Annotated in this window: 12 protein-coding genes; 9 read left to right on the top strand and 3 right to left on the bottom strand. The window is 64.0% G+C overall.

All coding sequences use genetic code 11. The annotated features are described in order from the left end of the window. Nucleotides 1-52 precede the first annotated feature (52 nt). Both cysD and cysN read left to right on the top strand, forming a co-directional pair. Nucleotides 53-961 carry a sulfate adenylyltransferase subunit CysD gene (gene cysD / locus ACFQUV_RS10060; protein WP_129610960.1) on the top strand — a complete coding sequence of 303 codons (909 nt, stop codon included), beginning with the start codon at nucleotides 53-55 and terminating at the stop codon, nucleotides 959-961. Further along, complete coding sequence (gene cysN / locus ACFQUV_RS10055) at nucleotides 961-2,841, top strand: sulfate adenylyltransferase subunit CysN (protein ID WP_129610961.1); 1,881 nt, start codon at nucleotides 961-963, stop codon at nucleotides 2,839-2,841. The genes cysD and cysN overlap by 1 nt, the downstream gene beginning before the upstream one ends. 49 nt (nucleotides 2,842-2,890) lie before the next feature. Here cysN and ACFQUV_RS10050 read toward each other — a convergent pair whose 3' ends face one another. The 3 genes from ACFQUV_RS10050 to ACFQUV_RS10040 all read right to left on the bottom strand — a co-directional run bounded on the left by ACFQUV_RS10050 (nucleotide 2,891) and on the right by ACFQUV_RS10040 (nucleotide 6,537). After that, entirely contained in the window at nucleotides 2,891-4,336 is a 1,446-nt protein-coding gene (locus ACFQUV_RS10050; RefSeq protein WP_129610962.1) for a methyltransferase, read from the bottom strand. After that, the gene (locus ACFQUV_RS10045; protein ID WP_244601713.1) at nucleotides 4,314-5,597 is read right to left on the bottom strand and encodes an ABC transporter ATP-binding protein; all 1,284 of its coding nucleotides are present in this window, start codon (nucleotides 5,595-5,597) and stop codon (nucleotides 4,314-4,316) included. Before ACFQUV_RS10045 ends, ACFQUV_RS10050 begins: the two co-directional genes overlap by 23 nt. A gap of 166 nt (nucleotides 5,598-5,763) precedes the next feature. Further along, a complete protein-coding gene (locus tag ACFQUV_RS10040) occupies nucleotides 5,764-6,537 on the bottom strand; it encodes an ABC transporter permease (protein WP_244601714.1) in 774 nt (257 codons plus the stop codon). Nucleotides 6,538-6,802: 265 nt separating this feature from the next. Between ACFQUV_RS10040 and rfbC the strand changes: the two genes are divergently transcribed. The 7 genes from rfbC (at nucleotide 6,803) to ACFQUV_RS10005 (ending at nucleotide 13,221) form a co-directional block, all read left to right on the top strand. Then, nucleotides 6,803-7,426 carry a dTDP-4-dehydrorhamnose 3,5-epimerase gene (rfbC, locus tag ACFQUV_RS10035; RefSeq protein ID WP_307719474.1) on the top strand — a complete coding sequence of 208 codons (624 nt, stop codon included), beginning with the start codon at nucleotides 6,803-6,805 and terminating at the stop codon, nucleotides 7,424-7,426. Beyond that, on the top strand, nucleotides 7,423-8,358 hold the full coding sequence (locus ACFQUV_RS10030; protein ID WP_129610964.1) for an NAD-dependent epimerase/dehydratase family protein: 936 nt from the start codon (nucleotides 7,423-7,425) through the stop codon (nucleotides 8,356-8,358). Before rfbC ends, ACFQUV_RS10030 begins: the two co-directional genes overlap by 4 nt. A 48-nt stretch (nucleotides 8,359-8,406) precedes the next feature. Next, nucleotides 8,407-9,177 (top strand): glucose-1-phosphate cytidylyltransferase, encoded by a 771-nt coding sequence (rfbF, locus tag ACFQUV_RS10025; protein ID WP_129610965.1) that lies wholly within the window; start codon nucleotides 8,407-8,409, stop codon nucleotides 9,175-9,177. Nucleotides 9,178-9,185: 8 nt separating this feature from the next. After that, nucleotides 9,186-10,235: an NAD(P)-dependent oxidoreductase gene (locus tag ACFQUV_RS10020; protein ID WP_129610966.1), complete on the top strand. Its 1,050-nt coding sequence runs from the start codon at nucleotides 9,186-9,188 to the stop codon at nucleotides 10,233-10,235. Nucleotides 10,236-10,324: 89 nt separating this feature from the next. Then, entirely contained in the window at nucleotides 10,325-11,296 is a 972-nt protein-coding gene (locus ACFQUV_RS10015) for a glycosyltransferase family 4 protein (RefSeq protein WP_165364140.1), read from the top strand. Between the two features lie 108 nt (nucleotides 11,297-11,404). After that, a complete protein-coding gene (locus ACFQUV_RS10010) occupies nucleotides 11,405-12,487 on the top strand; it encodes a class I SAM-dependent methyltransferase (RefSeq protein WP_165364141.1) in 1,083 nt (360 codons plus the stop codon). Nucleotides 12,488-12,561: 74 nt separating this feature from the next. Continuing rightward, entirely contained in the window at nucleotides 12,562-13,221 is a 660-nt protein-coding gene (locus ACFQUV_RS10005; RefSeq protein WP_129610969.1) for a class I SAM-dependent methyltransferase, read from the top strand. Nucleotides 13,222-13,264 lie beyond the last annotated feature (43 nt).

The raw sequence follows: 13,264 nt of genomic DNA, 5'->3' as shown, positions 1-13,264 counted from the left end.
CCATAGCTGCGGACCCGAGCCCGGCTCGTCGCCGCCCGCCGTGATCCCGATCATGTCGTCATCGCTGCCGATTCACCTGCGCCAGCTCGAAGCCGAATCGATCGCCATCCTCCGCGAGGTGGCGGCGGCGTTCGAGCGTCCCGTGATGCTCTACTCGATCGGCAAGGATTCGAGCGCCATGCTGCACTTGGCGCGCAAGGCGTTCTTCCCCGGTCCGCTGCCGTTCCCGCTTCTGCATGTCGACACCACCTGGAAGTTCCGCGACATGATCACGTTCCGCGACCGCACCGCGCGGGAGCTGGGGCTCGATCTGATCGTGCATGTGAACCAGGAGGGCGTGCGGGCCGGCATCGATCCGTTCCACTCCGGCTCCGCGGTCCACACGCGAGTGATGAAGACCGAGGCGCTCAAGCAGGCGCTCGCGGCGCATCGCTTCGACTGTGCGATCGGCGGGGCGCGTCGCGACGAGGAGCGCTCGCGCGCCAAGGAGCGGGTGTTCTCGCTGCGCTCGGCGAGCCACGGCTGGGACCCGCGCCGGCAGCGGCCGGAGCCGTGGCGGCTCTACAACACGCGGCTGGCGGCGGGCGAATCCATGCGGGTGTTTCCGCTCTCCAACTGGACCGAGCTCGACGTGTGGCACTATGTGCGGGCCGAAGGCATTCCGGTGGTGCCGCTCTACTTCGCGGCCGAGCGGCCCGTGGTCGAGCGCGACGGCATGCTGATCGTCGCCGACGACGACCGCCTGCCGCTGCGGCCGGGCGAGACGCCACGGCCGTGCCGCGTGCGCTTCCGCACCCTCGGCTGCTGGCCGCTGACGGGCGCGATCGAATCGTCCGCCGCGACCCTCGACGCCATCATCGCCGAGATGGAGGCCGCCACCACGTCGGAGCGCCAGGGCCGGCTGATCGACCGCGACGAGGCCGCCTCGATGGAGCGCAAGAAGCGGGAAGGCTACTTCTGATGACGGAGCCGACGCCGATCGCCGACCAAGTGGACGATGCCGGCACCGCGGTGGCGCGCGGACAGCTGCGCTTTCTCACCTGCGGCTCGGTCGACGACGGCAAGTCGACGCTGATCGGCCGGTTGCTGCTCGACTCCCGGCGCGTGTTCGACGACCACCTCGCCGCGCTCGCGCGCGACTCGCGCCGCTGGGGCACCACCGGCGACGACATCGACCTCGCGTTGCTGCTCGACGGGCTCGAGGCCGAGCGCGAGCAAGGCATCACCATCGACGTGGCGCACCGCTTCTTCGCCACCCCGCGGCGCTCCTTCGTGGTGATGGATGCGCCCGGCCACGAGCAATACACCCGCAACATGGCGACCGCGGCCTCGACCGCCGATCTCGCCGTGCTGCTTATCGACGCCCGCAAGGGCCTGCTCGACCAGACCCGCCGCCACGCCGCGATCTGCGCTCTCTTCCGGGTCCGACATGTGGTGCTGGCGGTCAACAAGATGGATCTCGTCGACTGGTCGGAGCCGGTGTTCGCCGGCATCGCCCAGGCTTTCCGCGACTTCGCGGCGCCGTTCGGCTTCGCCGGCATCGCGGCGGTGCCGCTGTCGGCGCGCTTCGGCGACAACGTGGTGCGGCCGTCGACGGCAGCGGCCTGGTACGGCGGGCCGACGCTGCTCGATCTGCTGGAGACCGCCGACGTCGAGAGCGACGCCGTCGCGGCGCCGTTCCGGCTGCCGGTCCAGTGGGTCGCCCGCCCGAACGCCGATTTCCGCGGCCTCGCCGGCACGGTGGCGTCCGGCCGCGTGACGCCGGGCGACACCGTGGTGGTGCAACCCGGCGGCCGCCGGGCGCGGCTCGCCCGCATCGTCACGGCGGACGGCGACCGCGAGGTGGCGACGGCGGGCGACGCCGTCACGCTGGTGCTGGCCGACGAGGTCGACGTCGCCCGCGGCGATCTGCTCGCGGCGGCCGATAGGCCGGCGACCGTCGGCGACCAGATGGCGGCACATCTCCTGTGGATGGGCGAGCAGCCGCTGCTGCCCGGCCGCTCCTATCTGATGCGGCTCGGCACCCGCTGGATCGGCGCCACGGTGACCCAGATCAAGCATCGCATCGACGTGCGCACGTTGGCACCGCTCGCTGCCCGGCGTCTGCTGCTCAACGAGATCGCGGTGTGCAACCTCTCCACCGCGGCGCCGGTCGCCTTCGACCCCTACGCGGACAACCGCACCACCGGGGCGTTCGTGCTGGTCGATCGCGAGACCAACGACACGGTGGCGGCCGGCATGATCGATTTCGGCCTGCGCCGCGCCGACAACCTGCATCCCGAGCGGCTCGCCGTCGACAAGGCGGCGCGGGCCGCGCAGAAGCGGCAGCGCCCCTGCGTGCTGTGGTTCACCGGCCTGTCGGGGGCCGGCAAGTCGACCATCGCGCGGCTGGTCGAGCGGAGGCTGCATGCCGAGGGGCTGCACACCTACATGCTGGACGGCGACAATGTGCGGTTCGGCCTCAACCGTGATCTCGGCTTCACCGATGCCGACCGGGTGGAGAACATCCGCCGCGTCGGCGAGGTGGCGAAGCTGATGGTGGACGCCGGCCTGATCGTGCTGTGCGCGCTGATCTCGCCGTTCCGCGCCGAGCGCCGCCTGGTGCGCGACCTGGTCGAGCCCGGCGAGTTCGTCGAGATCTTCGTGGACGCGCCGCTCGACGTCTGCATGGCGCGCGATCCCAAGGGGCTGTATGCGAAGGCCAGGGCTGGCACGATCAAGAATTTCACCGGCTTCGATTCACCCTACGAGCCGCCCGAGGCGCCCGACCTTCGCCTCGACACCGCCACCGAGACCGCCGAGGCGCTGGCCGAGCGGGTGGTGGGGTGGGTAAGGAGGTAGTTGCGGCGCTCCAGGTGGTCGCCCCCATGCGTTCGGTCATCGGAGAAGGTCAGGGACTCACACCCAGGACGCGACCTGTCAGGGATTCCAGGAACGAGGGGTTCGGCAGGGCCGATTCGCGACGCTTGGCCAGCCACCACACAGCGCCCGGGTGGAACCACGGCAACCGCACGCCATGAAGGCCCGCCGCAGATAACGCGTCGCGAAGCTGGGCTTCGTCATAGCCGACGCAATGAGGATAATGCCAGCCGGGGGGCGGGATGACCTGCCGCTGCGGGGTCTCGATGCAAGAGAAGATGAAGATGCCGGTGTCGGTCATTACTTTGGAGGCCGACTGCAACAACCGCGCGAGCAGATCTGGACCAGTGTGTGTGACGATCGATTGAGCAATCACGAAGTCGAACTTTGTACCGAACACACCGCAGTCGAAATCGGAGTTGTTGGAGAAGCGGGGGTGCTTGACGGCGAGAGCGCTGTGACCGAGTTCGCGGGTGAATCCGTCGTCGATCAGCCAGTCGTTCGGATCGAGCCCGTGGTAGCGGCCGGGCTGAAGGAACGGAATCAGCAACCGGCCGAGTCGGAGCGAGCCGCAGCCGAAATCGAGGACCTTGTGATGATCCCTGAGTCCGAGCTGGAACAGCAGTGCGAACTGCGATGCGCCGATGAGGTCGTAACGCTCGGGAGGGCCGACGAAGGCGCGATAGTGCTCGGCGCCGGCGAGCAATGACCGTGCGGCGTCAAGACCGAGGGTCCGGGTCGTCTCGGATGGCTGAGCCGATGTTCTGGGTCGCCGAACGAAGCTGACCAGTTTTTGGCCTCGCGGGTGTCCGAAGTCGCCGGCGTAGACAACATCCCAAGCGAGGCCGTCGGCGAGATGCACAAAATCGCTTAATCTCTGATGATAGGGGTCGCTTCCGGCATAAGTAGTCAGCCCGGTCGGTGCGTGCTGGATGGGGAGCCGCGTCGGTCGGTGTTCCGGCGCTTCGAAATAGGTCGCATGGAAGATCCCGCCTGGTGTCATGACATCCGCGACTCGTTCGAGGCAGATCCTGATCAGATCCAGCGGGAGATGTGTGAACAGCGAAAAGGCCATCGCACGATCGAACGGGACGCCAAATCCGGTTGCGTCGAACTGTGCATCGACGGCCAGATGTGAGCGGGGGAGTCGATCTTGGAGGCCGGCAGCGCTAAGCTCGAGGTTGTATCCAGCATCGAGCAGCGATTGATTGATGTCGAGCCCGTAGTAGTGGGCCGATTCGAGATAGCGAACAAAATGGACTCCACCCCTCAGGGCGCCACATCCAACGTCGAGCAATCGATGATGAGGTTTTAGTCCGTGTGCGACCAAGGTGTCGAGCTGAAGCGCGCCGATCTCGTCCCACAGCCCGCCGACGATCGTGCGGTGATCTCCAGCCGCGACAGCAGAATCGATGCTCGACGTATCGGAGTAGAAGCTAATTCTGGTCATGGCATCAGATGCCCTGTGCGGATTCATCGACGTCGGTGGGGCAGCTTGGCGCCGTCGATGCGCCGTCGGCCCGGATAGTCAGCTTTGCATCAATCCCGATGTGACCGAAGTTCAGGGTGTTGGCCTCGGGAGCGACCCGAAACACTGTCGCGTCCAGGATCCGGTGTAGGAAACGGACGTCACCATCGACTTGGCCGAGGGCCCCGACGTCGATCGCATAGACACCCGGCAGGAAAACGCACTGAAAGTCGAATCGAACGATCAGCTGGTCACCCGACTTCGCCCGACGAACCTGCATCTCCCGACGATGAGAGGTGTTTGCGCCACCCAGCACAACTCCACTCATTGTCTTGACCTGCATTCCAAAAATTACATCGGTGCTGTCGGAGTGGAAGTCGACACGATAGTCCAGCACATAGCGTCTGCCCGATCGCAGGATATTGACACGGCGACCAGACGGAGTAGTGATGCCGAGGTTGTGGATGGAGGCGCCCTGTTGGACATAGGCCACGGCTGACTTGGAGACTAGGCAGGGATCGAAGTCCTCGTTCGAGTCGCCGCCGCAGCCGGGTGCACTCGGCGAGTCGGGCCTGCCGACCGTTCCGGTGGCGAGTGCGTTGGCGTACGGCTCGTTGCCGGGTTGTTTCGTCGCCAGGATGGCGGCCCGCCTGACCGCGGCCTCGGTTCCGGAGAGATTCAGCAGCTTCTGATAGTTGCTGACCACGGCCTTCGGCTTCCCATCCATGATCAGCTCGCCGCGATCCATCAGAAGCGCGCGACTGCACAGCTGGACGACGAGCTGCGCCGAGTGGGTGACGAACAGGATGGTGCCGCCGCGCTCCTGGATCTGCTCGATGCGGGCGAAGCATTTGCGCTGGAACGCCTCGTCGCCGACCGACAGGGCTTCGTCGACCACCAGGATGTCGGGATCGACATTGATGGCGGTGGCGAAGGCGAGCCGCACATACATGCCGGACGAGTAGGTCTTCACCGGCTGGCCGATAAAATCGCCGATGTCGGCGAAGCGGGCGATGTCGTCGAAGCGCGCATCGGTCTCCTCCCGCGACAGGCCGAGGATCGCGGCGTTGAGGTAGACGTTCTCGCGTCCGGTGAACTCGGGATTGAAGCCGGCGCCGAGCTCGAGCAGTGCCGCGATGCGGCCGTTCACCGCGACGCTGCCGGCATTGGGCCGCAGCGTGCCGCAGACCACTTGCAGCAGCGTCGACTTGCCGGAGCCGTTGCGGCCGACGATGCCGACCGTCTCGCCGCGGCGGACCTCGAAGGACACCCCCGACAGCGCCGCGAAGTCGCGGTAGTATCGTGTCGGCGGGCGTCCGACGAGGCGCTGGAGTCGCGGCACGATCGACTGCTTGAGACGGTCCTGCGGGCGGTCGAACAGCAGAAAGTGCTTCGACACGTCGCACACCCGTATCGCGACGTCGCCAGCGGTTTCCTCAAACGACATCGGCGAACCCCTTGCGGGTCTTCTGGAACCACACGAGCCCGAGAATTGCGATCGCGGCCGCGATGGCGCTGTAGAGGGCGAGGCCGGTCCAGTCTGGCGCGGTTCCCCAGATAAGCACCGCCCGTGTCCCCTCCACCGGCAGCGCGATCGGGTTGAGCACGAGATAGGGCTGGAGCCAATCGGGCAAGGCGCTCGACGGGAAGAAGATCGGCGACAGGAACATCAGCGCCGTCACCAGGGGGCCGAGAAACTGGCCGACGTCGCGCACATAGACCCCGAGGCCCGCCAGAAACCAGGTCAGCCCGAGGACGAGCAGGATATAGGGTGCCAGCACCAGCGGCAGCAGCAGCGCGGTGGCCGGCAGGCTGCCGCGCGCGAGCACGACGAAGACCAGCAGCACCACGAGCCGCACGGCGGTGTCGAACAGCGCCGATCCGAGCGCGGCCAGCGGCAGCACCGCCAGCGGGAAGACCACCTTCTTGACGTAGTTGACGTTCGACAGGACGAGGCTGGGCGCGCGGGTGACGACGTCGGCGAACAGCTGGAAAACGCTCAGCCCAGCGAACAGGATAACGGCGAAATCGGCGGTCGAGTGGCTCGCCTCGCTACCTCCGGGGGGAGTCCATCGGGTCTTGAACACCGTGCCGAACACGAAGGTAAAAACCGCCAGCATCAACAGCGGCGTCAGCAACGACCAGCCGATGCCGAGCACCGAGCCGCGATAGCGAGCCGAAATCTCCCGCTGGGCGAGCTGGACGGCCAAGCGGAGGCGGCTCCCGATCAGGCGTACGCGCATGCCGAACGGAACGGCAGGGTGACTCGACACGACTTCGTCCTTGCAGCGTCCTTGCGGCTGGCCGAGTACTGCCGGGTCAGCAGCGACTCGTGGGTTCCATTATCATGCAGAAGGCAGCGATCCAAGATATGACGAGGCAGCCGCCGAGCGCGAGCCGTCAGAATTCTCGCCCATTCTGACCAGTCGATAGAAGAGGAGACGCAGCGATGGAGGTGCGCTAGGATGTGATAGGGTGCACACCAAAAATGCCCTTGACGCGCAAAACCTGCAAATCGAAACGAACAAAGCGATGAAGTTCCATCCCACGCCCTTGAAAGATGCCTTCCTGGTCGAACTCGATCGGCGGGGCGATCAGCGCGGTTTTTTTGCGCGCTTGTTTTGCGAGCAGGAGTTCGCGGTCGCGGGACTGTCCGGCCGGTTCGTCCAGGTCAACAATTCGCTTACGGCTAAGCGTGGGACGTTGCGTGGGCTTCATTATCAACTTCCGCCGGCCGCTGAGACCAAGCTGGTCCGCTGTGTCCGCGGCGCGTTCTACGACGTGATTCTGGATTTGCGTCCCGATAGCCCCACTTACGGCCAATCCTTCGGGGCTGAACTCGACGACGAGAACAGGCTGATGATGTATGTCCCGCGCGGGTTCGCCCATGGCTTCGTCACCTTGCGGGACGACACCGAGGCTCTCTATCTGGTCGATGCGTCTTATGCGCCGGCTCAGGAGCGCGGTGTCCGTTTCGACGACCCACGCTTCGCGGTGGCTTGGCCAATCACGCCCGCGGAGGTATCGGACAAGGATCGAGCCTGGCCGGATTTCGATCCGAAATACCACGGCAGCGATCAGTTGAGGGGGCTGCCGTGAAGGTCGTTCTGACGGGAGCCAGCTCGTTCACCGGGTTCTGGTTCGCGACCGTGCTGGCGCGCCGCGGCATCCACGTGGTCGCGCCGCTGCGCCGTCCGTTCGGGGGCTATTCTGACGGCGCGCGAGCGGCGCGCGTGAGCCGGCTCGCGGATATCGCGGAGGTGGTATGGGATTGCCCATTCGGCAGTGATCGGTTCCTCGATCTTGTCAGCGAGGCACGACCTGCCGTGCTGTGCCACCATGCAGCCGAGGTCAATAATTACCGTAGTCTCGATTTCGACGTGATGGGGGCGGTACAGACCAACACGCATCGGCTGCGCGCCGTCCTCGATCGCGCCGGAACGCTCGCCGGCGTCGTTCTGACGGGCAGTGTCTTCGAGCCGGATGAGGGGCGTGGCGACGGCAGCAGGCGCGCCTTCTCGCCGTACGGCCTCTCCAAGGGCCTCACCGGACAGGTGTTTCGTTTCTGGTGCGAGATCATGGCGGTGCCGCTGACCAAGTTCGTCATTCCGAATCCATTCGGGCCGTACGAGGAGGAGCGGTTCACCGCCTATCTGGCCCGCTCGTTTCTGGCAGGACGGGCGGCCGAGGTTCGTACGCCCGACTATGTGCGCGACAACATCCACGTGTCGTTGCTGGCCGAGCGTTATGCCGTGGTGGTCGCGGCAGTCGCGCAGGGCGCCGGGCCCGCAGGCGTCAACCCGAGCGGGTATGTCGAGCGACAGGACGTATTCGCCCGCCGGTTTGCGGCGGAATTCAGCCGACGACTCGGCCACGACTGCGTCGTCGAGGCAAAGGCACAGACGGACTTCGCCGAGCCGATGGCGCGTTTCAACACCGAGCCCGCCGCATTGGACTGCCCTGACTGGAACGAGAACGCCGCATGGGAGGCGCTCGTGGAATACTATCGAGAGTTCCAGTTCCGACCTTGACAAACCGTGTGGCCGGCGTCACTCCGGCTCGACGGAGAGGAGAGTGTCGTGAAAGCGGTTCTCTTGGCGGGCGGCCTGGGCACGCGGCTGTCGGAAGAAACTTCGACCAAGCCGAAGCCGATGGTGGAGGTCGGCGAGCGCCCGCTGCTCTGGCACATCATGAAGATTTTCAGCGCTCACGGGGTGACCGACTTTGTCATCTGTCTGGGCTACAAGGGGTATGTGATCAAGGAGTATTTCGCCAACTACTTTCTGCACATGTCCAACGTGACGATCGATCTGCGCAGCAACGCCATGGAGGTCCATGACGCCTACGCCGAACCGTGGCGAGTGACGCTGGTCGATACCGGCGAGCACACGATGGTGGGCGGACGCATCAAGCGTATCATCCCGTTCGTGAAGGACGAGGACGCCTTCTTCCTGACCTACGGCGACGGCGTCGCCGACATCGACATTGGCGCCTTGCTCGCGCTGCACCGGCGCGAGGGTCGGCTCGCCACCATCACGGCCGTCCAGCCGCCCGGCCGGTTCGGCGCCCTGCACACCGAGGGGGCCCGGGTGCTCAGCTTTCAGGAGAAGCCACCAGGCGACGGTGGCTGGATCAACGGCGGGTTCTTCGTGGTGTCGCCCAAGGTAGGGGACTACATCGAGGGCGACGCCACCGTGTGGGAGCGCGGGCCGCTCGAGCGGCTGGCGGCCGAGGGCCACCTCTCGGTCTACCATCACGCGGGATTCTGGCAGGCGGTCGACACCTTGCGCGACAAGCGCCAGCTCGAAGAGTTCTGGAGTACGGGCCGTGCGCCCTGGAAGGTGTGGTGAATCGAGCCATGCGGATTCTGATCACGGGAAACATGGGGTATGTCGGGCCGGTGCTGGTGAGGCACTTGCGGCGAACGCATCCCGACGCCGTGCTGATCGGCTATGATGCCGGCTGGTTCGGGCACTGTCTGTCGAGCCCGGACCCGCTGCCCGAGACGGCGCTCGACCGTCAGCATTTCGGTGATGTTCGCGACTTTCCACCGGAACTCTTGGACGGCGTCGACGCGGTGGTGCATCTCGCCGCCGTGTCCAACGATCCGATGGGCGACCGCTTCGCCGAAGTGACTGAGGCCGTCAATCACCGGGCCAGCGTCGACCTCGCCCACAAGTCAGCGGCCGCGGGCGTGAAGACGTTCGTATTCGCGTCGTCGTGCAGCGTGTACGGCGCCTCCGGCGACGGGCGGGCTCGTTGCGAGCAGGACGAGCTCAATCCGCTCACCGCCTATGCGCGATCCAAGATCGCCACCGAGGCGTCGCTGCGGCAGGACGATCTCGGCGCCATGCGGGTGCGCTGCCTGCGCTTCGCCACCGCCTGCGGGATGTCGCCGCGGCTGCGCCTCGATCTCGTCCTCAACGACTTCGTGGCGGGTGCGCTGGCGGCTGGTGAAATCACGGTGCTGAGTGACGGAACGCCCTGGCGGCCGTTGATCGATGTCGAGGACATGGCCCGGGCGATCGACTGGGCCGCCACCACCTCCGAAGATGCCGAGCGGTTCGTCGCCGTCAATGTTGGTCGCGACGACTGGAACGTGCAGGTGCGCGATCTTGCCGAAGCAGTCGCGGCGGCGGTGCCGGGCACGCGGGTGAGCATCAATACGGCGGCGGCGCCCGACCGGCGCTCCTACAAGGTCGATTTCGGCCTCTACGCGCGACTCGCGCCGGATCATCAGCCGCGCCGGTCGCTCACGGACACCATCGCCGGGCTGCGCGAAGGCTTGCAGCGGATCGCCTTTGCGGATCGCGATTTCAGGACCTCGCAGTTCATTCGGCTGCGCACGCTGGAGCGGCTGATGGCGACAGGATATCTCGACCAAACGCTCCGTCGTGCCGCGCCGTAGATGTCGCCGACCGACCTGGCTTCGTGGGGGCTCACGTGATCGTCGCGCATCTAGCCGTTCGGATGAGCATGGGGTGGGGGGTGTCGGTCGTGGTCGATCAGCTGGCGCGCAATTGGAACCAGAACGGGCACGGAATGGCGATCGGGTGCGTCGAGCACGACGGCAGTATCGCCGGGCTCGACATCACGGAAGTTGATCCTACCCCGGCCGCCATCGTGGCCTGGCTGCGGGAGAAGAAGGCACATACCGTCGTCGCACATACGTCGCCCTTCATTGAGCTCCTACCGCACTTGCCGCCCACGTTCCGACGCTGGGTTTGGGAGCACGGCGACCCGACTCCGGCAATGTTTTCCGATTCGGCTTCTGAGCGGCTCCGCACGCGCCTGCACAAGATCGAGAAGGTCTATCCGGCCATCGACGGCGTCGTCGCCATTTCGAAGTTCATTCGTCACGATATCGAGTGGCCGGACGCGCATGTGGTGAGCAATGGCTGCGATCATATCGTCGATCGCGGCTGCAAGCAGATTGCCGAATTGACGTCCTCAGGAGGGCGGCCGCTGCGGGTCGGAACTCTGATGCGGCTGGGCCGAGGCGAGGCGAGCTACAAGGGCAACGCCCTCTTCTGCGAGCTGGCAGCACGGGCCCATGCCGGCGGGCTACGCGCGGAGTTCCTGGCAATGGGGCGGGGCACGCCGGAGGACGCCGAGGCACTGCGAGCCCAGGGCATTGCGGTGAAGCTCAACGGCTCGGACGCCGAGCGACTCGCTTATCTGCGCGGCCTCGACGTGTTCGTCAGCCCGAGCCTGTGGGAAGGCTTCAACCTGCCGCTGGTGGAGGCGCAGGCGGCCGGCACGCTCGGTGCGGCCTTCGACACCGGAGCGCATCCCGAGGTGACGCCGTTCGTCTTCTCGGATCTCAACGAGCTGCTCGTCGCCATCGCGCGTTATGCGGGCAGCCCAGAGCTGCTGTGGCGCCACTCGCGGCTGTGCTATCACTTCGTCCGTGATCGCTTCTCGTGGGGGAGGGCGGCGGAGGATGTGTCTAAACTTCTATGCGGATAATGTCAGGTTAGTCTATCCACGTGGGCACAGCTGTCCACGGGTATTGCCCCAAGGTGTTGAACGAACGGCCGTCGATCACGGCAGTCTGGGACCAGAATGGAGGCCATATTGCTGACAGATCATCAAACTCCCGTGCCTCCGGACGAATTGATCGTCACCTCGGTCGGGGCTCCAGACGCCAAAACGTTCTTGGCGACAGGCGAGGCTGATAAGCATCAGATTGTCAAAGCCTTAACCAGCGCTGGCCTCGATATGGGAGGAGGCGACCTGAGGGTATTGGATTGGGGCTGCGGATGCGGCCGGATCGCTAGACACTGGAAGTCGCATTCTCCTTCGGTGGACTTCCACGGATGCGATATCAATCGTCAGGTTGTCGGTTGGTGCCGAGATAATCTCGGCTTTGGATCGTTCATGGATTGTGGTGTCAAGCCGCCTCTTCCTTTTCCTGATTCTCATTTCGATGTGGTGTATGGGATCTCGGTTCTGACCCATCTCACGTTCGAGACACAGTATCTGTGGATGTGTGAGTTGTGGCGGATTCTTAAGCCCGGCGGTCGAGCTGTGCTGACGATCTGCGGTCCGTCTCTGCTGCCGATGTGGTTGCCTAACATTGGCGGCGAGAACGCGAAGAGGACACAGACCGTCCTTATCGACGAGCAGATCTTTCTATGCACGTCGTCGGAGGATGGGCCGAATTCCACAGGAACGATGGAAACAGCCCATGTCTTCGAAACTATATTTTCGCCATTTCGAATCCTGCAATATCAGCCCCGAAGTGGGTTGATGGGTATCCAGGATACTTACGTCGTCTCCAAAATTGGTGAAGGTCATCTGACCTTCATCCCTAGACTACTGGATTTTGCCGTAACTGGCTCGACGTCAAAAGCGAACGTGGCTATCAATTTGCGAAATGAACGGAATATCACGTTTCTCGTGGGAGCCCCCGATCTTTACCGCACAGCTAAGGCCTGCTTCCGTCTTGTTATTCCTGAAGGCCGCGGCTCTGTCGAAAGCGACATTGTCACCATACCCCAGAAGGTAGGCTGGACCGGGCTCCACTCTGCCTATGCAAGAGTCGCTATAGCTGGAATCCCAGAGTGGACTGGGTTGGCTCGACTTGAAGTTGAGGTTGAGGTTTCAGAGTCTGCTGACCGAGCAAGGTTCGAGCTACACAATGCAGCGATCTTTTGAGCCGGCAGGTAGTTAAGTTCTGCCATTGTGTAGCTATTCTCTCCGGCGGTGGGGCGGGTCGAAGAGGCGGTATTATGGTTGATGAAGAGCGTAGAAGCCAAGCTTCTTCTGAGAAGCTATATGTTCCAGCGGGTCACTTCTACTCGCCTATCGTAAAGCGGTCTGAGGCGGAGCGGCATCTTCTTACTCTTCGCGAGAAGCAAATACCTGCCTCAATTCCGAATATTCCTATAGAGCGATCGGAGATGGTCGATTTATGGGGAAGGCTTCTTCCATTCTTGACAACAAATCCGTTTCCAGATGCGGTGACTTCTCCTTTCCGATACGCCTTCGAAAATCCTTCATACTCCTGGGGCGATGCAAGTGTCCTGCATGCTATGATTCGCCTATATCGCCCTCGGCGAATGATCGAGATTGGGTGCGGTTGGTCGTCGGCCTGCACGTTGGATACGGTCGAACATTATCTAAATGGCGAGTGTCAAATCACGTTTATCGATCCTTATCCGGCTTTGGTGCAGGGATTGATTGGAAAAACATCGGTGCCCGTAACTGTGCTAGGCGTGGAAGTTCAAAATGTTCCCTTAGATACATTTGACGTCCTGCAGGACGGAGATGTTCTGTTCATAGACTCGACGCATGTTTTGCGGACAGGCAGTGATGTATGCATGGAGCTGTTCGAGATACTGCCGCGACTCTCCCCTGGAGTCCTGGTTCACTTCCACGACATGTTCTGACCTTTCGAGTACCCTTGGCAATGGGTCATTGACGAAAATCGAT

This window comes from Rhodoplanes sp. P11 (assembly GCF_964266735.1).
Taxonomy (GTDB): Bacteria; Pseudomonadota; Alphaproteobacteria; order Rhizobiales; family Xanthobacteraceae; genus Rhodoplanes; species Rhodoplanes serenus.
This window is presented reverse-complemented; position numbering and strand designations above follow the sequence as displayed.